The sequence below is a fragment of the Streptosporangium sp. NPDC053982 genome (genome assembly GCF_055585205.1).
In genome coordinates this window covers 288,205-312,456 of the sequence record NZ_JBVJKQ010000005.1, presented here as the reverse complement: position 1 = coordinate 312,456, position 24,252 = coordinate 288,205, and the positions used below count along the sequence as shown (strand labels likewise).

Annotated in this window: 17 protein-coding genes; 9 read left to right on the top strand and 8 right to left on the bottom strand. The window is 72.8% G+C overall.

Annotated elements, in window-relative coordinates; translation table 11 throughout:
* Positions 1-38 precede the first annotated feature (38 nt).
* Entirely contained in the window at positions 39-497 is a 459-nt protein-coding gene (locus ACZ6W9_RS11070; protein ID WP_389967767.1) for a MarR family winged helix-turn-helix transcriptional regulator, read from the bottom strand.
* A 126-nt stretch (positions 498-623) separates the two neighbouring features.
* Between ACZ6W9_RS11070 and ACZ6W9_RS11065 the strand changes: the two genes are divergently transcribed.
* The 4 genes from ACZ6W9_RS11065 to ACZ6W9_RS11050 all read left to right on the top strand — a co-directional run bounded on the left by ACZ6W9_RS11065 (position 624) and on the right by ACZ6W9_RS11050 (position 7,382).
* Positions 624-3,914, top strand: coding sequence for an efflux RND transporter permease subunit (locus ACZ6W9_RS11065; RefSeq protein ID WP_470117477.1), 3,291 nt, complete (start codon positions 624-626; stop codon positions 3,912-3,914).
* A gap of 156 nt (positions 3,915-4,070) precedes the next feature.
* On the top strand, positions 4,071-5,501 hold the full coding sequence (gene purB, locus ACZ6W9_RS11060; RefSeq protein WP_389967770.1) for an adenylosuccinate lyase: 1,431 nt from the start codon (positions 4,071-4,073) through the stop codon (positions 5,499-5,501).
* Entirely contained in the window at positions 5,498-6,274 is a 777-nt protein-coding gene (locus ACZ6W9_RS11055) for a GNAT family N-acetyltransferase (protein ID WP_389967772.1), read from the top strand. Before purB ends, ACZ6W9_RS11055 begins: the two co-directional genes overlap by 4 nt.
* Positions 6,275-6,347: 73 nt before the next feature.
* A complete protein-coding gene (locus tag ACZ6W9_RS11050) occupies positions 6,348-7,382 on the top strand; it encodes a DUF4037 domain-containing protein (RefSeq protein ID WP_389967774.1) in 1,035 nt (344 codons plus the stop codon).
* Positions 7,383-7,478: 96 nt separating this feature from the next.
* Here the strand turns inward: ACZ6W9_RS11050 and ACZ6W9_RS11045 are convergent, their stop codons facing one another.
* Entirely contained in the window at positions 7,479-8,621 is a 1,143-nt protein-coding gene (locus ACZ6W9_RS11045) for a tyrosine-type recombinase/integrase (protein ID WP_389967776.1), read from the bottom strand.
* Between the two features lie 408 nt (positions 8,622-9,029).
* Between ACZ6W9_RS11045 and ACZ6W9_RS11040 the strand changes: the two genes are divergently transcribed.
* Complete coding sequence (locus ACZ6W9_RS11040; RefSeq protein WP_470117474.1) at positions 9,030-9,503, top strand: hypothetical protein; 474 nt, start codon at positions 9,030-9,032, stop codon at positions 9,501-9,503.
* Between the two features lie 62 nt (positions 9,504-9,565).
* Here the strand turns inward: ACZ6W9_RS11040 and ACZ6W9_RS11035 are convergent, their stop codons facing one another.
* Positions 9,566-10,039, bottom strand: coding sequence for a hypothetical protein (locus ACZ6W9_RS11035; protein WP_470117472.1), 474 nt, complete (start codon positions 10,037-10,039; stop codon positions 9,566-9,568).
* A gap of 1,018 nt (positions 10,040-11,057) precedes the next feature.
* Here ACZ6W9_RS11035 and ACZ6W9_RS11030 point away from each other — a divergent pair.
* Together ACZ6W9_RS11030 and ACZ6W9_RS11025 are read left to right on the top strand one after the other, a co-directional pair.
* Positions 11,058-12,077 carry a tyrosine-type recombinase/integrase gene (locus ACZ6W9_RS11030; protein WP_389967782.1) on the top strand — a complete coding sequence of 340 codons (1,020 nt, stop codon included), beginning with the start codon at positions 11,058-11,060 and terminating at the stop codon, positions 12,075-12,077.
* 450 nt (positions 12,078-12,527) lie between these two features.
* A complete protein-coding gene (locus tag ACZ6W9_RS11025; RefSeq protein ID WP_470117471.1) occupies positions 12,528-13,763 on the top strand; it encodes an epoxide hydrolase family protein in 1,236 nt (411 codons plus the stop codon).
* A gap of 199 nt (positions 13,764-13,962) precedes the next feature.
* On the opposite strand, the gene ACZ6W9_RS11020 is transcribed toward ACZ6W9_RS11025, so the two are convergent.
* The 3 genes from ACZ6W9_RS11020 to ACZ6W9_RS11010 all read right to left on the bottom strand — a co-directional run bounded on the left by ACZ6W9_RS11020 (position 13,963) and on the right by ACZ6W9_RS11010 (position 21,494).
* Positions 13,963-17,772 (bottom strand): S8 family peptidase, encoded by a 3,810-nt coding sequence (locus ACZ6W9_RS11020; protein ID WP_470117469.1) that lies wholly within the window; start codon positions 17,770-17,772, stop codon positions 13,963-13,965.
* Positions 17,773-17,989: 217 nt separating this feature from the next.
* Positions 17,990-20,866, bottom strand: coding sequence for an ATP-binding protein (locus ACZ6W9_RS11015; RefSeq protein ID WP_470117467.1), 2,877 nt, complete (start codon positions 20,864-20,866; stop codon positions 17,990-17,992).
* A 370-nt stretch (positions 20,867-21,236) separates the two neighbouring features.
* On the bottom strand, positions 21,237-21,494 hold the full coding sequence (locus ACZ6W9_RS11010; RefSeq protein WP_362937959.1) for a hypothetical protein: 258 nt from the start codon (positions 21,492-21,494) through the stop codon (positions 21,237-21,239).
* A gap of 112 nt (positions 21,495-21,606) precedes the next feature.
* Here ACZ6W9_RS11010 and ACZ6W9_RS11005 point away from each other — a divergent pair, with 112 nt between their 5' ends.
* Positions 21,607-21,879 (top strand): P-loop NTPase family protein, encoded by a 273-nt coding sequence (locus tag ACZ6W9_RS11005; RefSeq protein ID WP_389967789.1) that lies wholly within the window; start codon positions 21,607-21,609, stop codon positions 21,877-21,879.
* A 169-nt stretch (positions 21,880-22,048) separates the two neighbouring features.
* Here the strand turns inward: ACZ6W9_RS11005 and ACZ6W9_RS11000 are convergent, their stop codons facing one another.
* On the bottom strand, positions 22,049-22,366 hold the full coding sequence (locus ACZ6W9_RS11000) for a DUF952 domain-containing protein (protein WP_470117465.1): 318 nt from the start codon (positions 22,364-22,366) through the stop codon (positions 22,049-22,051).
* Positions 22,367-22,380: 14 nt separating this feature from the next.
* Positions 22,381-23,049: a GNAT family N-acetyltransferase gene (locus ACZ6W9_RS10995; RefSeq protein ID WP_470117463.1), complete on the bottom strand. Its 669-nt coding sequence runs from the start codon at positions 23,047-23,049 to the stop codon at positions 22,381-22,383.
* 7 nt (positions 23,050-23,056) lie between these two features.
* Here ACZ6W9_RS10995 and ACZ6W9_RS10990 point away from each other — a divergent pair, with 7 nt between their 5' ends.
* Positions 23,057-24,022, top strand: coding sequence for a radical SAM protein (locus tag ACZ6W9_RS10990; protein WP_470117461.1), 966 nt, complete (start codon positions 23,057-23,059; stop codon positions 24,020-24,022).
* The last annotated feature ends 230 nt before the right edge of the window (positions 24,023-24,252 follow it).

Here is a 24,252-nt window from a genome sequence, read left to right as displayed (position 1 = left end):
CTCTTTCTCCGGGGGCGGACGGGATGGGAGGGGGCGGGTCAGTGGCCGGTGGCCAGGGCGCGGGCGGCGGTGTGGAGTTTGGCCAGGACGGCGGCCAGGTCGTGGAGGGTGGGGGTGTCCAGGCGCTGCAGGAGACGGTGGAAGTCGGCGAGGCCGGTGTCGGCGATCTGCTCGGTGAGGGCGCGGCCGCTGGGGGTGAGCCGGATGCGGCGTACGCGGCGGTCGTGGGGGTCTTCGCCGCGGGTGACCAGGCCGTGGGTGACGAGGCGGTCGACGATGCCGGTGACGGTGGCCGGGCCGACGCCGAGGTGGTGGGCGAGGTCCTGGGCGGAGGCGGAGTCCTGGCAGGACAGGATGAGGACGACTTTGAGCTGGCGCATGGTGAGGTTGGAGTCGAACAGGGGGGAGTGGTGGTGCCGGGTGATCAGGCGGCCCAGGTCGCGCTGGGTGGCGCCGATGCGGTCGATCAGCTGGTCGCGTTCGTCGTTCACGTGCACCTCTCGGTTCCTGAGAAGGTTATCAGGAACATCGGATGGGGCTGAATATTCGTCTGAGGCTAAGTGTTAGTGTGGGGCGGGATTTCCCCTGTGACCTCCGTGATCTTCCCCTAGGAGCCGTCCTCCATGACCGCCCTGGCCAGGTTGAGCCTCGCCAACCGCAGCCTCGTGATCCTGATCGCGGTCGTGCTGAGCGCGTTCGGCGCTTTCGCGATCCCGTCGTTGAAGCAGCAGTTGCTGCCGTCGTTGTCGTTTCCCGGGGCGTTCGTGGTCGCCTCCTATCCGGGGGCGTCCCCGGAGATCGTGGAGGAGCAGGTCACCGCGCCCGTCGAGGACGCCTTCCAGGGTCTTGCGGGGGTGGAGGAGGTGACGTCGACCTCGCGGGAGGGGTCGGCGCAGGTGCAGGTGTCGTTCGCCTACGGCACCGATGTCGACGACTCGGTCGCCAAGATGCAGCAGGCGCTGTCGCGGATCTCGGCGCGGTTGCCGGAGGGCGTCGATCCGCAGGTGCTGTCGGGCGGCACCGACGACATCCCGGTGATGACGCTGGCGGTGGGCACCGGCGGGGACGAGCAGGCGATGACCGAGAAGCTGGAGCGGCTGGTGGTGCCGCGGCTGCAGGGCATCGCCGGGGTGCGGCAGGCGACGGTGACGGGCACGCGCAAGGAGACGGTGGTCATCACGCCCGATCCGGTGAAGCTGGCGGTCCGGGGGGTCGCGGCGACCGCGATCGCCGACGCGCTGCGGGCCAACGGCCAGCCGATCCCGGCGGGCAGCCTGGTGGCGGACGGGCGGTCGATGACGGTTCAGGTGGGCCGGCGCCTGTCGTCGATCGAGGATCTGCGGGATCTGTATCTGGCGCCGGCCGCGGCGGCTCCGCAGCAGGCGCAGCCGCAGGGCCGTACGGCGGTCCCCCCTGGGGCGCAGGGCACGCAGGGCGGCGCGCAGGGCGTCCAGGGGGCGCAGGGCGCTCAGCGGGGTGCGGTGGCGGCTCCGCAGGCGCGGCCGAAGCCGGTCCGGCTGGGGGATGTGGCGACGGTGGAACCGGCGCTGGAGTCGGCGACGTCGCTGACGCGTACCGGCGGTGAGCCGAGCCTGGGGGTGTCGGTCACCATGGCGCCCGACGGCAACGCGGTGGCGATCTCCCATGAGGTGCGTGACAGGATCCCGGAGCTGGTGCGGGCGGTCGGTGACGCCGCGGCCATCACGGTGGTGTTCGACCAGGCGCCGTTCGTGGAGCGTTCGATCGAGGATCTGACGACCGAGGGCCTGCTGGGGCTGGCGTTCGCGGTCCTGGTGATCCTGGTGTTCCTGCTGTCGGTCCGCTCGACGCTGGTGACGGCGGTGTCGATCCCGCTGTCGGTGGTGATCGCGCTGATCGCGCTGTGGCTGGGGGACTACTCGCTGAACCTTCTGACGCTGGGCGCGCTGACGATCGCGGTCGGCCGGGTGGTGGACGACTCGATCGTGGTGCTGGAGAACATCAAGCGGCACCTGGAGTACGGCGAGCCCAAGGGGGAGGCGGTGCTGGCGGCGGTGCGGGAGGTCAGCGGCGCGGTGACGGCCTCGACGCTGACGACCGTGGCGGTGTTCGTGCCGATCGCGGTGGTCGGCGGCATGGTGGGGCAGCTGTTCGCGCCGTTCGCGGTGACGGTCACGGTGGCGTTGCTGGCGTCGTTGCTGGTGTCGCTGACGGCGGTGCCGGTGCTGGCCTACTGGTTCCTCAAGGCGCCGAAGGCCGATCCGCAGCAGATCGCGCGGCTGCGCGAGGAGGCCGAGGCCAAGGAGCTGCGCAGCCCCTTGCAGCGGGCGTATCTGCCGGTGCTGCGGTTCGCCACGGGGCACCGCCTCATCACGCTGGTGGTGGGCCTGCTGGTGTTCGCGGCCACGATGGGCCTGGCGGGGCGGCTGGAGACGAACTTCCTGAGCGCCTCGGGCGGGAACGCGGTGTCGCTGAGCCAGAAGATGCCGCCCGGCACCGATCTGGCGACCACGGACGCGGCGGCCAGGAAGGTGGAGAAGGTCATCACATCGCTGCCGCAGGTGGAGTCGTACCAGGTGACGGTGGGTTCCGGCGGCGGGTTCCTCGGCGGTGCGGCCGGTGGCGGGTCGGGCGACGGCGCCTCCTACTCGCTGACGTTGCGTGAGGACGCCGACGCCGAGGCGGTGCAGGAGACACTGCGTGAGCGGCTGGCCGGTCTCGGCGACGCCGCGGGCGACGTCACGGTCGGCGCCTCCCAGGGCGGAATGGGCGGTTCGGCGGACCAGCTGAAGGTGATCGTGCAGGCGCCCGACACCGAGGCGCTCAGGACGGCGGCCGAGCAGGTCCGCGCCGCGATGGCGGGTCTAGGGCGGCTGCGGGACGTCTCGTCCAACCTGCAGGCCGGCGGTGAGCGCGTCGAGGTGCGGGTGGACCGCCAGAAGGCCGCGGCGCGCGGGCTGAGCGAGACGCAGATCGGCCAGCTGGTGGCGCAGCGGTTCCGGGGCGCGCCGATGGGTCAGGTCACGGTGGAGGGCCGCAGCGAGGATGTGATCCTGCGTTCCGGTGACGCCCCGGAGGACCTGAAGGAGATCGGGGCGCTGAAGCTGCCGACCGCTTCGGGGGTGGTGAAGGTCTCCGACGTGGCGCGGGTGGTGCGGGCGGCGGGGCCGACGCAGATCACCCGGATCGATTCCAAGCGCAGCGCGACGGTGTCGGGCACGGCCACCGGCCAGGACGTCGGCGCGGTGACGGCGGCGCTGAACGAGCGGCTGGGCAGGCTGACGTTGCCGGCGGGCGCGCAGTGGAGCCTGGGCGGTGTCAGCGCCGACCAGGAGGAGGCGTTCGGGCAGCTGGGCCTGGCGATGCTCGCGGCGATCGCGATCGTCTTCATGATCATGGTGGCGACGTTCCGGAGTTTCGCCCAGCCGCTGATCCTGCTGGTGTCGGTGCCGTTCGCCGCGACCGGCGCGATCGGGCTGCTGGTGGCCACCGGCACGCCGATGGGCGTTCCGGCGCTGATCGGCATGCTGATGCTGATCGGCATCGTGGTGACCAACGCGATCGTGCTGATCGACCTGATCAACCAGTATCGCGCCCAGGGCCTGGGTGTCGTCGAGGCGGTCGTCGAGGGGGGCCGGCGCAGGTTGCGGCCGATTTTGATGACGGCGGTCGCGACGGTGTTCGCGCTGGTGCCGATGGCGCTGGGGCTGACCGGGTCGGGCGGGTTCATCTCCCAGCCGCTGGCGATCGTCGTGATCGGCGGGCTGGTGTCGTCGACGATCCTGACGCTGGTGCTGGTGCCGACGCTGTATGTGATGCTGGAGCGGGCCAAGGAGCGGCTGGGCCGCCGCCGCGGCGGCGGTGAGAGCGGGGGCCGGGGTGAGCTGAAGGTCTACGACGCCGCCGGTCTGCAGCCGGCCACGCGGGAGGGCTGAGAGCGGCCGGGCCGCCAGGCGGCCCGGCGGCGGGGCCTCGTCTTTTTCGGCGGGGCCCCGCCGCGCTGCTTTTCCGCTTTTCCGGTCGACTCCTGCCGGAGCTGGGGCGGGGGGAGCCGCCGGGCGGCGCGGCGGGGGCCAATACACTGAGGCACCGTGACTGTGAAGCCGCCCATTCCCGATGTCCTGGCCGCCCGTTACGCCTCACCGCAACTGGTGCGGCTGTGGTCCCCCGAGTACAAGGTGGTGGCCGAACGGCGCCTGTGGCTGGCGGTGCTGTCGGCGCAGGCCCGCCTCGGCGTCACGGTGCCGCCCGGCGTCGTGGCCGACTACGAGAAGGTCCTCGACCGGGTGGACCTGGACTCCATCGCCGCCCGCGAGCGCCTGACCCGCCACGACGTCAAGGCCCGCATCGAGGAGTTCAACGCCCTGGCCGGGCACGAGCACGTCCACAAGGGCATGACCTCCCGCGACCTGACCGAGAACGTCGAGCAGCTGCAGATCCGCGACAGCCTGCTCCTGGTGCGCGACCGCTGCGTGGCGCTGCTGGCGGCGCTGGCGGCGCGGGCGGCCGAACACGAGACGACGGTGATGGCGGGCCGCTCCCACAACGTCGCCGCCCAGGCCACCACCCTGGGCAAACGATTCGCCTCCGCCGCCGAGGAACTGCTGGTGGCGTTCGACCGGCTGGAGGAACTGATCGCCCGCTACCCGCTGCGGGGCGTCAAGGGACCGGTCGGCACCGCCCAGGACATGCTGGACCTTCTGGGCGGCGATGAGGAGAAGCTGGCGGACCTGGAGGACGCCGTCGCCTCCCACCTGGGATTCTCCCGCCGCTTCTCAAGCGTGGGGCAGGTGTATCCGCGGTCCCTGGACTACGAGGTGCTGACCGCGCTGGTGCAGCTGGCCGCCGCACCCTCGTCGCTGGCCAAGACGATCCGGCTGATGGCCGGCCACGAGCTGGTCACCGAGGGCTTCGCACCCGGGCAGGTCGGCTCCTCGGCGATGCCGCACAAGATGAACACCCGCTCCTGCGAACGCGTCAACGGCCTGACCGTCGTGCTGCGCGGCTACGCCTCCATGACCGCCGAGCTGGCCGGCGACCAGTGGAACGAGGGCGACGTCTCCTGCTCGGTGGTGCGCAGGGTCGCGCTGCCGGACGCGTTCTTCGCGTTCGACGGCCTGGCCGAGACGATGCTGACGGTACTGGGCGAGTTCGGCGCGTTCGAGGCGGTCATCGCCGCCGAGCTGGACCGCTACCTGCCGTTCCTGGCGACGACGAGGATGCTGATGGCGGCGGTGCGGGCCGGGATGGGCCGCGAGAGCGCCCACGAGGTCATCAAGGAACACGCGGTGGCCTCGGCGCTGGCCATGCGTGAGCGGGGCCGCGCCAACGAACTCCTGGAACGCCTCGGCGCCGACGAGCGTTTCCCGCTGGACGCGCCGCAGCTGCGGCGGCTGCTGTCGGAGCGGATCGCGTTCACCGGCGCCGCCGCCGGGCAGACCGGCGCCGTCGTCACCCGCATCGAGGAGATCACCACCCGGTATCCGCACGCCGCCGCCTACCGGCCCGGCGCGATCCTGTGACCTTCACCGGCGCCGCCGGGCAGACCGGCTCCGCCACCGAGCTGATCCGCCCCGCCGACGTCCTGGCCGCCTGCGGCTCCGACGCGCTGCTGCTGTGGGCGGCGCAGGGCGTACGGGCGGGGGTGCGGGCCTGGACGTGGGGCCAGGCGCTGGCGGTGGCGTGCCCGGACCTCAACCGGCGCGACCGCATGGCGGTGCGGGGCCCGGCGCCGCAGGTCGCCTCCCTGGTACGGTCCCTGGCGCCGCAGCTGGGGCCCTCCTGGCGGCTGCTGGGGGAGCGGCCGCTGATGGACGAGCTGGCGGGCCCGCTGGGGGTGGAGCCGGTGGGTTTCGAGTGGATGGACACCGACCGGCCGCCCCTGCCCGCCTCCGGTGGGGAAACCGGTGACGGCCCGGTGCGGTGGCTGGGCGACGCCGACGGCGAGGTCACCGCGCTGCTGGACGAGGCCTCACCGTCGGCGTGGGCCAGACCAGGCGTCGCCGGTGTCCGCCGCTGGGCGGGCCTGCGGGACGAGCGGGGACGTCTGATCGCCACCGCCGCCGACGCCTGGTCCTGCCCGCAGGTGGGTTTCGTCGCCGGCGTGGCCACCGCCCCGGCGCACCGCGGCCGCGGCCACGCCGAACGGGTCTGCCGGTTCGTCCTGGAAGAGCTGGCCGCCGGCTGCGGCCGCGCCGCGCTGATGGTCGACAGCGACAACCCGGTCGCCATCGGCATCTATGAACGGCTCGGCCTGCGGCGCCGCCCGGTGGCCGCCTCAGCTCTCATCGCGTGAAGGACAGGACGGCGGGGGCGGGGGCGGGGAAAACCCGGTGCGGACGGTGCCGCGAACAGGCAGAGTAGACGAAATGATGTTCGATTTCGTTCCCGGGTTGCGGCTTTCCCGCGGCTTCTACGAGCAGGTCGCCGGTCCCGCACTGGCGGGCGTGCCGCACGCCGCGGCCCTGCTGGGGGAGGGCTCGGAGGTCCTGTCCTTCGACACCGCCGCCTCCGCCGGCCCGCGGTGCGGAGTCCGCCTGCTGGTGCTCACCGCCCCCGGCCAGGCCGGACCGGTGCGCGCCCTGCTGCGGCGCACCCTGCCGCCCCGCCACGCCGGGCGCCCCGTCACCTTCGGCGCCGACGGGGTGGAGGTCAGCGAAACCAGGACGTGGCTTGAGGCCCGGCTCGGCTTCGACCCGCTGGAGCCGGCCGGTGTGCTGGACTGGCTGGCCACCCCCTGGCAGCGGCTGGCCGGAACCTGCGGCGGAGAGGTCTTCCACGACGACGCCGGCCTGCTGGAACGCGCCCGGCAGACGCTGCGCCGATATCCGCCCGACGTGGAGCGCTACGTGCTGGCCGCCCAGTGGCGGCGCCTGGCCGCCGGCTACGGCCACGCCGCCCGCTGCGCCGAGGTCGGCGACGAGCTGGGAGCGGCGACGCTCACCGCCGGCCTGGCCCGCGACCTGATGCGCCTGGCGCTGCTGACGCGGCGGCGCTGGCCCCCGTACGACAGGTGGCTGAGCGGCGCGTTCGCCCGGCTGCCCGGCTCGGCCGAGACCGCCGACGCCCTGGCGGCGGCGCTGGCCGCCGCAGACCCGTCCCTGCGCCAGGCGCATCTGCAGCGGGCCTGGCGGCGGGTGACCGCCCTGCGTGAACGCTCACCCGCCGCACCGCCTCCCAGCACGACGGCCGCCGCCGGAACCGGTACCGCGACCACGGCCGGGCGGTCCTCACCGCAGCGGGAGGCCGAAGGGCTCGCCGAGACGCTCACCGCCGCGATCACCGATCCGCGGGTACGGGCGCTGCCGCCCGGCGGATCGGTCGACCAGCTCACCGGCTCGGCCGAGGTGCTCACTGACCCGGCCCGCTGCCGGGCACTGACCCGGGCCGCCCTGGGCCTGTGACGCGGCCGGACGCCGCCCGGCCGCCGCCCACCGGCGGCAGCTCACCGGGCACCGCCGCCGCAGCGCCGCCCGCACCGGACCGGCTCCGGAAGAACCCTAAAGGGGCCGCCGATCCTGTTCCGCCACACCGGCGGGACCCTCCGGGGGCCCGGCGGCCGGAGACGGGGGAGCCGCGGCGGGGGAGGACCCCGCGCCACCACGGCCGGGCGGACGCAGCAGCGGATGGGAACGCATCGCCACCTCCAGCTCCCCGGGCAGCTCATCGCGGTAGCGGCCCAGCGTCGCCAGGTCACTGTGCCCCAGCACCCGCCGTACCGCGTCCATGTCCACCGCGTCGGCCAGAAGATGCGTGGCGGTGGTGTGGCGCAGCCCGTGCGGCGTCACCGACCGGCGCCGGTCGTCTTCCACCCGCCGCTGCACCCGGTCGATCACCGCCTGCACGTCGCCCCGCGCCAGCCGCCGCCCCCGCCACGACAGCAGCAGCGCCTTCTCCTGCGTCGCGGGCCGGCCGTGCGCCAGATACCCCTCCAGCGTCCGGGCCACATCATCGGGCAGCGGCACGTCCCGCGTCCGGCCGCCCTTGCCGAAGATCCGCCAGTACCGCACGCCGTCGTTGGTGTAGAAGTCCTCCACGTTGGCGCGTACCAGCTCCGATACCCGAGGCCCCACCGCGGTCAAAAGCAGCACGATCAGCGCGTCGCGCAGCTCGGTGCGCTGGTCGCGCCGGACCCGCCGCCCGCCCGGACCGGTGGACGGCTCGGCGGCCTGCCCGCCGGGTGCGCCCAGCAGCCGGGCCGCGCCGACCAGCCCCTGGGCCTGCTCACGCGTCAGCGCCCGCCGCTGCGCCGCGAGCCCGCCGCGTTCCCGGGCCGTCACCGTCGAGGACGTCATCGGGTCGACCTGCACCCACCCCGCCAGCGCGGCGTGTTTGAAGAACGCCGACACCGACCGGCGGAACCGCGCCTGGGAGGAGGCCGACTGCAGCCTGCCGTCCGGCTCGGCGCGCCGCCCGTCGGGTTTACGGGCGAAGGCCAGCAGCACCGCGTCGAGGTCCTCGCCCGTCAGGTCGTCCAGCACCACCTCCTCACCGGCCAGGCGCACGAACGTGGCGACGTCGCGCGCGTACACCTCCGCCGTCGCCGGTGACAGCGCGCCCGTCGACGTCTTGGCCCGGACCAGCTCCACATACCGGTCGGCCGACTCCTGGACGGTGAGACGATTCAGCTCCGCTGGCCGCATGGTCTTCGCCGGCACCCCTTCCCGTGATCACCTCTGACCGTACCGGGCGGCGACGACGCCCGCCGGGCATCCCCCCAAGGCTCCTGCGCCTCCCGGCCCGCCGGTCGTGCCCTCACGGACGCGCCCGGACGGCCGGCGGGGCGGACGACAGTCAGAAGATCATCGTGGACGTGTCCGTCATAGGGTGGGCTCATCAGCCGATGGGAGCACAACGGTTCGGCATGATCTGGCTGATCCGCATGGAAGGCGGAAAAATGGAAGAGATGTGGACATATCGCAGCACTGTCTGACAGCTATGTCCTAGTCGGGAAGAGCCGCTTCCCCCGCGGCGGCAGGCCTTCGAAAACGGGGGAGAGGCACCCGGCCGCACCCCGCCTGCGGCCCCGCACCCGGACGTACGATCACGCCATGGGAAACATCGGACCCACCGAACTTCTCGTCCTCGCCGTACTGCTCGCCGTGGCGGCCCTCTTCCTCATCGGAGTGATCCGCCTGGCCACCCGCGGCTCCCGGGGCTCCGCCGCGCCCCGGCCACGGCTCGACCCCGCCGAACTGCACCGCCAGGCCACCGGCCTGATCACCGCCGGAAAGACCATCCAGGCCGTCAAACTCGTCCGGGAGCAGACCGGCCTCGGCCTGGCCGACGCCAAACGCTACACCGACGACCTCGCCGCCGGCCGCCCGCCGTACCCCGCCTTCCCCCACCCCGGCCACACCACCGCGCCCGGCCACACCGCGGCCCCGCAGCCCGCCGCCGACCTCGCCGGCCGCGTCCGCCACCTCAAAGCCACCGGCCACACCGAGCAGGCCGTTCTCCTCGTCAGGGGAGAGACCGGCATGAACGACGCCGACGCCCGGCGATTCGTCGACTCCCTCACCTGACACCCCCCGCGCCGCCCCCGGCCGCCGCAGACCTCCCGCGCGGCCCGCCCCCGGACCCCGGGTCACACGACGCGGGAGCGAGCCGCCGCCACCAGCCGGGCATCGGCGCCGGAGGTGACGACGACGACCGCCGACTCCGGAGTGCGCTCCCGTACGTCCTGCGACCTGATCGCCATCACCGCCGCCGGGCTCCCCAGCTCACCGTAACGGGCGGCCACCGCCTCGGCGATCACCACCCGGGCGGCGCCGGCCACACCCCTGGCCGACATCGGCGCCCCCGCGGCGCACAGGTGACCGAGCAACGCCGCGAACCGCAGCTCACCCTCCATCGGCGAGACCACGCCACCACCCTCACCGCCCGCCGCCCGCGGCCCGTCCAGCCAGAACACCCCGCCACGCAGGAAACCCGCACAGGACCCCTCGCCGTGCGGAAGCACCCGCACGGCGTTGGCCACCACCCGGCCGAACTCCGCCAGGTCCGCCTCCGGCGGCAGATCGGTGGTGACCAGCAGCGGCACGACCAGCGAATCCAGCATCAGCGGGCATCCCTTCGGTGAGACCGCTCATGGTAGGACCCGCCACCGACAATTCCGGGGGAACCGCGACGCCCGGCGTGCCGCCGTGCCCTCCGCCCGCCTCCCCGGGGCCGCGGCGGGCGACGCCGCGGCCCCGGGGGAGAAGGGACGGCACCGCGGTGTGGACCCCGCCCGGACCCCTTCGCCGGCCGAGGCCACCCGGGCCCGGATGGCCTTCCGAGCCGCGGACCCGCTCCGGCTCCGTGCTGGAGGCCATGCTGCGCGGCTTCGGCCCCGGCGCGGACTGAAACGCCGGGGGCGGCCCGGCGTGGACGCCGTACGGGGGCCGTGTCGCGGCGATCATGGGTGATCGTGAGCTAAGGAATACGGTCAGAATGGTCGAATCTATACCAAACAGAATTCGGCTTCTGTCTGGTATGACATTTATTGTCCGTTTTGAGAGTGTGGGGAAGGCCGGATGGGCGTGCGGGCGTCCCGCACGCCGCAGCGGCCTGCGACGGCCACGGCGCGGCCGGGACGCGAGCGGATCACCCGGGGTCGCGGCGCCGGGCCGGTGAGCCCGGGTGGGCCCGGCGCCGCGCCCTGCGAGATCGTCCCGGCCGGCGGGAGGCGGCCGGGACGCATCCGATGATCGTTTCGCGGCCTGCGTCCGGGGGCCGGTCGATGAGGCGCGGTGCGGTGGCGGCCGGGACGCATCGGTCGTGTCCGTCCGGTGTGGCGGCCGGGGTGCGCCGGGTTCTTCCCGTGGCCGTCGCCGCGGTGGCCGGGTGCCGCATCTGCCGGTGCCTGCCGGTGCCTGCCTGCGGGTTTCCGGGGTCTGTGGCGGGTTCGTGTCCGCCGTACGCCACAGGCGGGCGGGTGCCGGTGGCCGGGTGGTGCGGGTGCGGGCCGTACCGGACCGGTGGGTCGGTGGCGGGTTCTTCCGGGGTGTCGGGCGTGGTTGCCGAGGTTTTTGATGCATAATCGCACTTATGCATCATTTGTGGGTGGTCCCCTGTCGGCGGGCGGGAGGTGCGTGATGGGCGCGGGTGAGGCCGGTGGGCCGATGAGCGTGACCGGGGCGGCCGAGGAGTTCCTGTTCTCGTTGCGGGTCAAGAAGCTGTCGGCGCACACGATCGCCGGGTACGCCCGGGATCTGCGGGCGGTGACGGTGCTGGCGGCCGCTCAGGCGGGGTGCGCGCCGGGTGAGCTCGCGGTGGGCGGCCTGTCGGGGCGGCTGGTGCGGACGGCGTTCGCCGAGTTCGCCGGGCCGCGGTCGGCGGCGAGCGTCAACCGGGCCTGGAGCGCCTGGAACCAGTTTCTGACGTTCTGTGTGGCGGAGGGGCTCCTGGAGGGCAATCCGATGGCGGCGGTCCCCCGGCCTCGGCAGCCGGCCAAGGCGCCCAAGCCGTTGCTGGGTGACGGGGAGGCGTCGGGGTTGCTGCTGGAGCGGATCGCCGCGGGGGCGCGTAAGGCGCGGGATCCGTGGGTGGAGCGGGATCTGGTGGTGCTGGCGCTGGCGTTGGTGACGGGGATGCGGTCGGCGGAGCTTTTGGGGTTGACGCTGGGGTCGGTGGGTGGTTCGGCCGGGGATCGGCGGGTGCAGGTGGTGGGCAAGGGCGGGCGGACGCGTTCGCTGCCGATCGAGGCGCCGGTGGAGTTGCTGGTGGAGCGGTATCTGGAGAGCAGGATGCGGCGTTTCGGGCTGGCTGCGCTCCCCCGGTCGGCGCCGCTGCTGGTGGACAACCGGGGTGAGGCGTTGCGGCGGGGTGGGCTGCAGTATCTGGTGCGGCAGTGTTACCGGTATGCGGGGGTGCATGATCGGGTGCAGCGGGGGACGCTGGTGCACGCGTTGCGGCATGAGTTCGCCACGCGGCTGGCTGAGCGGGGGGCTTCGGCGCATGAGCTGATGGAGTTGCTGGGGCATGCCTCGATCGTGACGGGTCAGGCGTATGTGGCTTCCACGGCGCGGGAGGTGCGGCGGGCGGCGCGGGGTAATCCGGCGTACGGGGTGCTGGAGCGGCTGACGGGTGAGGGTGGAAAGCGGCGGGAGCCGTAGCGGCGGGGCGGGGTGAGGGTGGTGGGGGCCGGTCCTCCCCTCCCCTGGGCGGCCGGGGGCTCGCGCCGGCCGGGGTCCTGCCGCCGGTGTGACCCGGGGTGTTGTGCCGCGCTCCCCCGGTTTTCGGCCGGTGCCGGTGCCCGGGTGGGGGTTTCGGGGGCGGGGATCCGGGGGTGCCGGTTCGGGGGTGGGTGCGGGGGTTGTTCTATCGTGTCGGAGTCGTTGGGTGTCCGGGCCGGTGCCGGGGTGGCCGGGTCGTGGCGGAGGGGGTGCGCCGGTTGTCTGGTCGTCCGGGGCGGTCCTGGCCGGCTCGTGCGGCCGGCGGGTTCCGGTGGTGTCGTCCGTGGTCGGTGCCGTGGTTCCGCCGGTCGGCCGGCTGAGATCGCTTCGGCCCTGTTCGGGGGCGCCGCTTCTCCCCCGTTTCGTTCCCTGTTCAGAAGGAGCCGCTTCGTGACCGTCTCGCATGCGTTCCCGTTGGAGCCCGTTTCGATCCGTGTGCCCGGTGAGGTCCTCGATGATCTGCGGGCTCGTCTGGTGTTGCGGCGTTCACCGGTGGATGAGGGTAATGAGGACTGGTTCTACGGTGTTCCGGATGGTTATCTTCGTGAGCTGGTCGCCTACTGGCGGGATGGCTATGACTGGCGTGTGGCCGAGGCGGCGATCAACGCTCATGAGCATTATGAGGTGAGTGTGGCGGGTGTTCCGGTGCATTTCATGCGCAAGGCCGGCCGTGGTCCTCGCCCGATTCCGTTGATCCTCACCCATGGGTGGCCGTGGACGTTCTGGCACTGGTCGAAGGTGATCGGTCCGCTGGCCGATCCGGGGGCGTTCGGTGGTGATCCGGCCGATGCGTTCGATGTGATCGTGCCGTCCCTGCCGGGTTTCGGTTTCCCGGGGCCGCTGACCGGTTTCCCGGAGGTGAACTTCTGGAAGGTCGCCGATCTGTGGCATGTCCTGATGACGGAGGTTCTGGGGTATGAGAGGTACGGTGCCGGGGGGTGTGACATCGGCGGGATCGTCTCCAGTCAGCTGGGTCACAAGTACGCCGATGAGCTGTACGGGGTTCATATCGGGTCGGGGTTGCCGCTCGATTTCTTCACGGGTCCCCGTGCGTGGGATTTCGCGCGGAATCGGCCTCTCACCGAGGATCAGCCCGCCGAGGTGCGTGCCCGGATCGTGGAGCTGGATCGGCGTTCGGCGTCTCATCTGGCGGTGCACGTGCTCGATGGTGCGACGTTGGCGCACGGGCTGAGTGACTCCCCCGCGGGGTTGCTGGCCTGGCTGCTGGAGCGCTGGAACGCCTGGAGTGACAACGGTGGTGACGTCGAGTCGGTCTTCACGAGGGATGATCTGCTGACGCATGCCACGATCTACTGGGTGAACAATTCCATCGCCACGTCGATGCGGTATTACGCCAATGCCAACCGCTATCCGTGGGTTCCGGCTCATGACCGTGTCCCGGTCGTGCAGGCTCCGGTGGGTGTGACGTTGGTGACGTATGAGAATCCGCCCGGTGTGCGTGGCGCCGATGAGCGGGTGCGGGCGTTCCTGGACGGTCCGCAGGCCGGCTGGTTCAACCATGTCAACGTCAGCGCCCATGATCGCGGGGGTCATTTCATCCCGTGGGAGAACCCGGAGGCCTGGGTGGGTGATCTGCGCCGTACCTTCCGTGGCCGCAGGCCCTGAGGGGTTTTCCGGGTCCGGGGCGGGGGCCTTGGCCGGCCAGGGCGGGCACGACATCCCATCGGTGATCAAGGCTCCTGACCACCGGTGAGGGCACGGTCTGACCCCAGGACTCCACCATCGGTCCGGCGGACGAAAGTGCTCGCTCACCGGTGGCTACCGGGCACCGGGTCTGCCTGATCGGCCGACCCGGTGGCTTCCGTCAGCGCAGGGGGAAGGCGCGGGTGGTGGTCTGTTCGGCCTTGTTGCCTTCGGTGTCCCAGGCTTCGGCCTTGAGGGTGACGGCGCCCTTCGTATCCGCGAGGGCGGGGTAGGTGAGTGTGGTGGTGTAGACGCCGGTACGTATCCGGCGGACCTTGGCGTTCTTCCAGGTCTGGCCATCGTCGGTGCTGTAGGCCAGCTTCAGCCCCGCGGCGGCCGGCATCCGCTCGGCCGACGGGGAGTGGGTCACGTCGATCTGGAACGTGTGCCGGCCACCGGCCCGTACGGAGGTGTCCGGGGCCTGGGTGTCAGCCAGGTCGTAGCCGACGAACACGAGCGGCTGCGGGTTGCACGAACCGGACGAGCCCATGATCGGGTGGCAGTCGGTCGTGGGCGGGACGGTGTCCTCGTCGCGGGCCCTGGAGTGGAAGGTCCAGGCGTTGACGGAGCCCGAGCCGCTCTGTTCGAGCCGGTAGAGGCCCTCCTCCTTGGTCAGCGTGAACATCGGGAACGCGGCGCCGGCGACGCGGGGGATCTCCTTGCCGTCCTTGAACAGCTTGGCGTTGGTGTTGACGCTGCCGCCGGGCATGGCCGGCCGCCCGTCGCCGGTCACGAAGGTGTAGGCGGGCAGGAACGTGTCGCCGCGCCGGCACATGGCGCACAGCACCTTGTTCTCGACGCCGGGGATCTCCGGGATCACCATGGCGCCCGGGGTGGCCGGGCCGGTGCCCCAGCGCCTGGTCTCCTTGCCGGGCTTGTCGATCGTCGTGTCCAGTTCCCAGGTCTTTCCGTCGGTGCCGCTGACGCTGCCCTGCCGCAGCGTGTCCGCCGAGGACAGGCTGAAGTACTGGGTCCGCCTGGAGGGGGCGGCGAAGTGGAACGCCGTCGCGAACGTGACCCGCTCCAGCGGCTTGCGGCTGTGCCAGATCTCCATCTGGTCGTCGAGGCTCATCGGCGTGTGGTACGCGGTGTCCACGGTCCGCAGGCGGTCGTTGGTGAAGTGGTAGACGGGGTCGGGGATCCGGCCGTCCTCGTACTCCTGGAGCTGGTAGGTGTAGTCGACGATCGGGTTGTTGGTGATCTCCAGTGTGACCGGGCCGTTCGCGAGCTGGGCGCGGAGCTGGTCGCCGACGGCCTTGAAGATCTGGATCACCGGCAGTGCCGGCTTTCCGTCCCCGCCGGGCCAGGTGGGGATCGAGCAGCCGGGGTACACGCGGTCGGCGAAGAGCACGACCCCGGCGGCGCCCGCGGCTTTCAGCGCCTGGAGACGGTCGAGTTCGATGAGGCAGGTGTCATCGGGATCGATCGTCATCAGCGCGAGTTTGCCGCGCAGGTCGCCCTGCGGGTTCGCGCCGCCGCCGACATAGGCGAGGTTGTAGCGGTGGGTGCCGGCCGGGAACGGCATGTCCCAGCCGAGGTCGAAGCTCAGCCCGCGGTCGAAGTACTCATAGGTTCTGGCGTCGATCGCGTACTTCCGGGGGGACACGGCGCGCACGGCCAGTTGCGGGTTGGCGGCCGTGGCCTGCATCGAGTACAGCAGCTTGCCCTTGGTGACCTTCTTGGTGGGGCTGATGTACCAGTCGTTCATGCCGATGGCGCCCATGTGGCCGGTCGTCAGCGGGGTGCCGTCCCAGGCCGTGCGCACGAAGGAGAAGGTGCCTCTGGCGTGGCGCCAGTCGATCGGCTTGGGCGTTTTGACGCTCAGCAGCGCGGCTTCGCGCGCGTCGAGGGTGATCTCGGCTCCCCCGTCCGGCACGGCCACCTCGGGGTTGAACAGGAGGGCGACCGGGCCGGGCCCGCTGTCGATCGTGTTGTGCTGGACGCCGACCTGGACGCTGTAGGTGCCCGCCTCGACCATGAAGCGGTAGACGCCGTCGCTGACGAAGTCGCCCGAGCTGATGCCGTAGGTGTCGGGGACGTCGACCGCGCTCGCGGCCACCCAGGTCACCGTCGGTGAGGCCGGGTTGCCGTATCTGTCGATGAGGTGCACGGTCAGCGGCACCTTCTTGGGCCCTCGGCGCAGCCCCACCGGGGTCGTGACGTGCGTACCGGACGGGCCTGTGGCGACCACGGCGCCGGTGTAGCCGCCCTTGGGCAGGCCGTCCGGGCGGAGGGTGACGGTGACGGACGCGGTGCCGCCCGCCGGGACGGTGACCGATGGGGTGCTGAACGTCAGTGCGTCCTTGGCTTCGCCCAGGGTGGCGGTGAGGGTCAGCGTCACCTCGGCGGCGCCGTCGTTGGCGTAGGTGACGGTCTTGTCCACCGTGTCGTTCACGTCTACGGGGATGATGCCGTAGTCCAGGTTCGGCGTGGTGGAGACGACGGCCTGGGAGACGGCCCTGGCCACGTCGACGCGGCCGGCGCCCTGCTCGTAGGCGGAGTATCCAGCGTCCTTGGCGGTCGACATCAGTGCCGCCTTGAGCCGCTGGCCGTCCCAGGAGGGATGTTCCTGGGCCAGCAGTGCGGCCGCGCCCGCGACGTGCGGGGTCGCCATCGAGGTGCCGTTCAGGCTGGTGTGGAGGGTGTCGACCGGGCTGCCCAGTGAGGTTCCGGCGGCGCGGGCGGCGATGATGCCTACGCCTGGGGCGGTTATGTCCGGCTTGAGCGCGCCGTCCACGGCCCTGGGCCCGCGGCTGGAGAAGTCCGCGAGCCGGTCGGACTTGTCGGTGGCGGCGACCGTCAGCGCGGAGGTGGCGGCGCCGGGTGTGCCGATCGTCTCCTTGCCGGGTCCGCTGTTGCTCGCGGCGATGACGAACAGCGCGCCCGTCGAGGCGCTCAGGTCGTTGACGGACTGGGACAGCGGGTCGGTGCCGTCGGTGGGGTTGCCGCCGAGGCTCATCGAGATGATCTTCGCTTTCTCCTCGGTGGCGGCCCACTCCATGCCGGCGATGATGTCGGAGGCGTCGCCCGAGCCGGAGTCGTCCAGCACCTTGCCGATGACGAGCCTGGCGCCGGGGGCGACGCCCTTGCGTGTGCCGTCCGAGCCCGCGCCCGAGCCTCCCACGGTCGCGGCGACGTGGGTGCCGTGGCCGTGGTGGTCGGTCACCTCCTGGCCCTCGACGAAGCTGTGGCTGTCGGTGATCCGGCCGGCCAGGTCGGGGTGGGTGGCGTCGACGCCGCTGTCCAGTACGGCGACCGTCGTGCCGGAGCCGTCGAAGCCGGCCTTCCACGCCTCGGGGGCGCCGATCAGCGGCACGCTCTCGGCCAGGTCCGCCTTGACCTTGGCGTCCAGCCAGACCTTGCCGACGCCGCCGGCCAGCTTCGTCCTGCCGTTGGCCGAGTCGCGCAGGGTGGCCCAGAAGTCGTCCGCCTTCGCCTTGTCGACCGTGAGCGCGGCGCCGTGGATGCTCGGCAGGGATCGGGTGGCGGTGCTGTCGGGCAGGGCGCGGGCGGCGCTCTTCCGGGCGCCCTGGTACTGGACGATCAGCGGCAGGCGGTCGGCCGTGCCGTCGGCGTAGCCGTTCTCGGCCAGGTAGCGGACGTCGAACAGCTTGAGGTCCAGGAGGCCCGCGTCGAGGGCGGGCTGGGCGTCGTCCGGGATCACGAAGATGCCCTCCGGTCCGGCCTCGCTGCGGAACAGCGGGATGTGACCGTCGGGGCGGCGGGCGGCCTCGGGGGTCGCGGTGTAGCGCCCGTCTGCGTCCCTGGTGAGGTGGACGGTGTCGCCGGTGATCAGGGTGAGGTTCCATGCGCCGCCGGCGGTGCCGGGGAGCGTGACGACGCCGGTGTCGCCCTCGTCGGGCGCGGCGAGGGCCGTCGCCGGGGTCAGCAGGCCCGAGGCCAGTGCCGCTACGGCCGCGGCCGCTGACACGCGCGGCCACGGCCGCCTTCTGGTGGTTGGCATCGGGGGTTCTGCCTCTTTCCTCATGCGTCGACCCAGCCCTCTTCGAGTTCGTCCTCGGGTTCGGCCTCGGGCTCGGGGGTGTCCTGAGGGGTGTCGTGCTCGTCCTTCGGATCGGGTTCTTCGGGCATGCGCCTAGCGTCACAGGAGCGATAGATGGCTACCTATGGGGCAAACACCCCAATAGTCAGGCGTCGAGGCGGTGCGCCAGCCCAGCGCGGGACCGCAGGCCCAGCTTGCGCATGGCCGACCCCAGGTGCTTGTCCACGGTCTTGGCCGACAGGAACAGCTCCTTGGCGATCTCCTTGTTGGTCAGGCCGGTGGCGGCCAGCCTGGCCACCGCGTCCTCCCTGGGGGAGAGCGCGGACCCGTAACCACGCGGGCCGCCGCGATGCCGGGCCGGTACGGGCAGGCCCCAGCGCCTGCTCAGCCGGCCGGCCCGGTCGAGGTCCCAGGCGGCGCCGAGCCCGCCGTAGGCGTGCAGGGCGGCCTCCAGCATCGGCGCCCCCCGCTCGTCACCGGCGGTGAGCAGCAGCCCGGCCGCGTGCTCGCGCGCCTGTGCCGCCTCGTACGGTGCCCCCAGCCGGTCGTACGACGCCGCCGCGTCCATGAAGCGCACGGCGTCGGCGGACAGGAGGCCCCGCGCATGGCCGAGCGCCGCCCGCGCGAGCGGCGCGTCCAGCGCGGCGAGCTCGCCTTCGAGACGTGACACCAGCTCCCCGGCCTCATCGGCCCTGCCCAGCCCCATCAGGGCTTCGACCAGTGCGGGAACCGCCCGAACACCCACCGGCCACAATCTCTTGGCCGCCCACAACGAGAACGCCTCGCCGGTACGCGCCACGGCCTCCCCTGCCCGGTCCTGTGCGGCGGCCAGCCGCAGCAGCGCGCTCACCGGCAGCGCGAGCACGTCGGCCGCGCCCGTCTCCAGGTTCGCGCGTACCAGGTCGTCGAGCCGCGCGGCGTCGGCCCGCCCGCGCGCGAGGGCCAGGCAGCCGGACACGGTGTCCGCGGTGAGGCGGAAACTGGGCAGGTCGGCGAAACGCACCCGCAACGCTTCGAGCTCGTCCGCCACGCCGTCCCAGGAACCCCGGCAGTACGCCAGAGTCGCCAGGTTCAACCGGCACCTGGACTCGATCAGGCCGGTGACGTCGTGCTCGGCCGCCTCGGCCAGCGCGGCGTCCAGCAGGCGGTACGCGGTGTCGTGATGCCCGGCCAGGCAGGCGACCTCGCCGATCGAGTCGTAGGCCACCACCTCCCACCGGTTCGTCGGCCGGCCGCCGGTCCGCGCCACGACCTGCCCGGTCAGGCTCGCCCCGCGCGGGTCGCCGACGAGGGTCAGCACCATGGCGACCTTGCCGAGCACGGAGATGCGCCGCTCCGGCTCCGCGATCTCGGGCAGCCGTTCGAGCGCCAGGTCGAGCCAGCGCAGGTGCTCGGCGAGCGGGACACCGGGGGTTCTCGGCATGCCCAGGCCCACCATCGCGTACGCGGCCAGCACCGGGCGGTCGGCGAGATCGGCGACCGCCTCGATCATGGCCCCGCGGGTGAGCTCCGGCGCGGCGCCTCCGGCCTCCAGCTTCAGCCCGATGAGGTAGTTCAGCTCGCCGCGCACCGGTCCGGGCGGCTGGCGGGCGGCGGCGGCGCGCAGCAGGCCGATGAGCTCGTCGGCGCCCAGCGCGTATCCGCCCGCCCAGCCCAGTTTCGCCGCCAGCCTGCCCTCGCGTTCCGGGTCGAGGGGCGCGTGCCGCAGGACCGCCTCCAGCAGGCGTTCGGCCTCCGCGTCGTTGGCGAGGGCCACGGCCTGGTCGGCCGCCTTCTCCGCGGCGTCCACCCACGCGTCGTGCCGGCCGGCGTGACGGTGGTGGTGGGCGATCTGGCCGAGCGGCGTGGGATTTTGCCGCGCCACCGCCTTGGCGGCGCGGACGTGCAGGTCCTGGCGTCTGGGCAGCGGGATGCTCCCGTACACCGCCTGGACGGCCAGCGCATGCCTGAAGCCCGCCATGCCGGCGTGCTCGGCGAACAGGCCGCGGTCGAGAAGCTCGTCCAGGCCCTCGTGGGCGTCCTGCTCCGGTACGCGGCAGGTGGCCACGAGATCGGGCACCGGCACGGCCACCCGCAGCACCGCCGCGGCCTCCGCCACCGCCTGCGCGTTCGCGCTCAGGCCGCGCACCCGTTCCAGTACGGAGTCGCGTACCCCGGCCGGTACGCCCAGCGCGTCGAGCGTCTTGCGCGCCCACCTGGTACCGCGCTGGACCAGGACGCCGCGGGCCCGCAGCAGCGCGACCAGCTCCTGGATGGCGTACGGCAGGCCCGACGTACGCTCGCACAGGTAGGCGGCGAACTCGTCCGACACCTGCGCGGTGCCCAGGATCGAGGCCGTCAGCTCGTTCGTCCGGGCGGCGTCCAGCGGGGCCAGCACGAGGTGGGCATGGGCGAGCTCAGGACGTAACCGCGCGGTGAGCGCTCGCAGCCCGGGGCCGGCCTCCTCACCGCGGAACGTGAGCACGAGGACGAGCCCGGGCGGCGAGTCGGCGAGCAGGTAGCCGAGGAACTCGACCGTCTGCTCGTCGGCCCAGTGCAGATCCTCCAGCACCAGGACGGCCCGGCCGAGTGCGGCGAGCAGTTCCGCGAGCCCGCGGAACACGCGATGCCGCAGCCCGGCGGGGTCGTCCAGCGGGCCGGGCTCGGCCGGGAGGACGGCGGCGAGCTCGGGCAGCAGCGGGCGCAGCGCGCCGGTCACCGGCGACAGTCCGCCCTCGGGCAACCTCCCGGCCGCGCCGCGCAACGCCTCGATGACGGGCCCGAGCGGGAACGGCTCCCGGATCTGCGGGCACCCGCCGACGAGCGGCGGCCGGTCAGGCTGCTCGGCGGCGGGTGGCGGGCGGTCACGCAGCTCGGCGGCCAGTTCGCTGACCAGCCGCGTCTTGCCGATGCCGGCCTCGCCCTCGATCATGACGACGGCCGGGGGACGCCGCACCGCCGCCCGCAGCCGCCACATCTCCGCGTCCCGGCCGACGAGGACGGGCGAGACCACCCGCTCCACCGCCATTTCGGCATCGTCCATAATCGAGCCATTGAAGCGCCGCCCGCATGAGATGTCACGTCTGTCTTACCTGGCGGCCGGCCCATTGGGCTCGGCCGTCGCGGCGGGGGTGGCCGCGCAGCCCGTCCTGGCCGGCTCCTGGGCGGCGAGGGTGAAGGCCGGGACCTCGCGCCGTTGCTCGCCGGTGAGCGCCGGAGGGGACCGCCGAGCAGGACGTCCACGAACGCGCCTTCCGGAAGGCGGGTGATCGGGGTGCCTTTCTCCGTCCCGGAGGTGGGTGGCGGGCTGGTGCCGTGGAGGGGTCTTCACCTCACGCGGGGGGCTTCGCCGGGGGTGCGGCGGGTGATCGGTCCGCGGGGTTCGTCGACGTGGCCGGTCGCCGGGTCGCCGTTCAGGCCTTGAGCCTTCTGACCAGGCGGGTGGCGGCGCGGTGGCTGAGGCCGGTTTCGCCGCGGACGAGGAAGACGGCCTGGTCGGTGTGGCCGGTGGTTTTGAGTTCGAGGGCGCGGGCGAGGAGTTCGGGGCTGAGGCCGCCGTGCAGCAGGGCGTTGCGGGGGCGCTGGGTGATGCGGACGGCCCAGATGATGAGAGCGATGGCGATGAGGGCGAGCAGGATCGTCACGGCAGGGATGAGCAGGGAGTCCGACATGGGTGTCCTTCGCGGGTGGGTCGCCGGGGGCTCGGGGGCTCGGGGGGCGGGCCGGTGGGCGGGGGTTCGGTTCTTTCGGGGTTGTCGGGGGTTTTTGTTACGGTCCGGGTTCGTGGCTGTGCAGTCTCTTATTCACGCGCGGGGCCTGGTCAAACGTTTCGGGGATTTCACCGCGGTCGATGGGACCGATCTGGACGTGGCGCCGGGTGAGGCGTTCGGTTTCCTGGGTCCCAATGGTGGGCGATCCGCGCTGGTGCTGCTGGACGAGCCGACCACGGGGCCGGACCCGCAGGCGCGTCACCTGCTGTGGGAGCGATTGTTCCGCCTGCGGAGGCAGGGGGTGACGCTGGTGCTGACGACGCACTACATGGACGAGGCCGAGTAGTTGCGCGACCGGCTGGTGGTGATGGACGGCGGGCGGATCGTCGCCGGGGGAGGGCGTGTCCCCCCCTCCCCCGGGGGCGAGGCGCGGGCGGGGGCGGCGGGATCGTGGTTCCGGCCGCCCCCGCCCTGCGGTTCCGGCCGCCGGCGCGCGGCGGGTGAGGGGTCAGGGGTCAGGGGCGGCTGTAGGGGGCGGCGGAGACGACCGCGGTGAGCGGCAGCGGCCCGTACAGGTGGGGGAAGGCCTCCTGGGCGCCGGCGGGGACCTCCAGGCGGACGTCCAGGCCCGTGGGGTCGATGGTCAGCAGCAGCAGCGGGACGGTGACGTCGCGGTAGTAGCGGCGGGCGACGGCGTGCAGCTGAGCCTCGTCGGCGCAGGCGTGGATGAAGCCCTCCTCCTCCAGGGTGCGGCCGAGGGTGGAGACGCGGTACTCCCCCGCCTGGCGGGCGGCGTCCCAGTCGGCGGCCAGGGCCAGGTGCAGGATGGTCATCGCGTCTCCTTGCCTCAGGGCCGGGCGTCCCACTCGCGGCGCAGCATCGCGTAGATCACCTCGTCGGTCCATTCGCCTTTGACGAGCTCGTTTTCCACCAGGTGGGCTTCGCGGCGCATGCCGAGGCGTTCCAGGACGCGGGCCGAGGCGTGGTTACGGCCGTCGAGGCGGCCGGTGATGCGGTGCAGGCCCAGTTCGCCGAAGCCCAGGTGCAGCAGCATGCGGGCGGTTTCGGTGGCGTAGCCGTTGCCGTGGTGGCCGGGGTGGAAGATGTAGCCGATCTCGCCGCTTTCGTGGGTGCGGCTGTGCCAGAACAGGGTGGCGTCGCCGATGAGTTCGCCGGTGGCGGTCAGCTCCACCGCCAGGCTGAGGGCCTGGCCCTCGTCGGTCAGGGCCGAGGAGGTGATCTTCTTCTTCAGGGAGGTGCGGGTCTGCTCCAGGTCGTGGGGTTCCCAGTACAGGTGGCGGGCGACTTCGGGCAGGCGGTGGATGGCGTGCAGGGCCTGCAGGTCGTCTTCGGTGAAGGGGCGCAGGATGAGGCGTTCGGTGCGCAGCGGGTAGGAGGGGTTGAGCATCCGCTCAGCGTAGGGGTGGCGGGCGATGCCGGGCCAGTGGATTTGCGCGGGCGGCGGGGCGGGAGGGGACGGAGGCGACTTGCGGGTGGTGTCGAATGCGTGTTCCACTGATCGGATGCGATGGGAGTCGCCGGCGTTGCTGGAGGAGCCGCCGCCGCGGGGCGGGCCGCGGATCGGGCGCAGCGCCGTCCGGCGTGTCCTGGGGGATCTGACGTGTTATGAGGCTCCGGCTCGGGTGGCGCTGGAGCGTTCGGGCGGCGGGTGGTCGCTGAGCCCGTACCGGGGGTGTGAGCTGGGGTGCCGGTACTGCGCGGCGCGGGGCGCGCATCGGCGGCTGGGGCTGGATGCGGGGGCGGGGTTCGACTCGACGGTGGTGGTGCGGCCCGACATCGTGCGGCGGTTGCGGGCGGAGCTGGCCTCGGTGTGGGACGGCGAGCATGTGAGTGTGGGGGTGGGGGGTGACTGCTACCAGCCCGCTGAGGAGGTCTACCGGCTGATGCCGCAGGTGGTGGCGGCGTTGCGGGAGGCGGGGGCGCCGTTCACGGTGTTCACCAAGAGCCCGCTGGTGCTGCGGGACGCCGGGCTTCTGGCGGGGGCGCCGGGGGCGGGGGTGGTGGTGTCGATCGCGTTCGTCGACGAGCAGGTGCGGCGGTGGGCCGAGCCGGGGGCGCCGAGCGCGCAGAAGCGGCTGGAGCTGGTGGCGGAGCTGGGTGAGCGGGGGGTGGCGTGCGGGGTGGCGATGGCGCCGGTGCTGCCGCTGGTGACCGATTCGGCGGATCAGCTGGCGGCGACGGTGCGGCGGGTCGCGGCGGCGGGGGCGGTGAGTGTGGAGCCGCGGGTGCTGCGGCTGCCGCGGGGGGCGCGGGAGTGGTATCTGGCGTGGCTGGGTGAGCGTCATCCGCGGCTGGTGGAGCGTTACGGCGAGCTGTACGCGCGGGGTGCGGACGCCGAGGAGGGGTATGTGCGGGCGGTGACGGCTCAGGTGCTGCAGCTGGCGGCGCGTTACGGGCTGGGGGCCGAGCGGCCGGAGCAGCCTTTGCCGCTGGCGTTGCCGGGTCATCGGCAGCTGCCGTTGCTGTGAGATGCGGCGCTCCCCCGGGGCGGAGGTGAACGTGCCGGGCGCTCGGGTGGGGTCGCCTCCCCTCCCCCGGCTTCGCCGGTGGCGCGTCCTGGTCTGCTCTGGTGATCTGGGCGGCCCTGCCGGGCATCACGCCGTATGCCGCCCGTCGCCCGTCCGGTGAGAGCGCCGGGGCCGGGGGTGGTGGCGCGTCGGCCGGTACGTCCGATGCTCGCACACGGGTACAGAGGGCT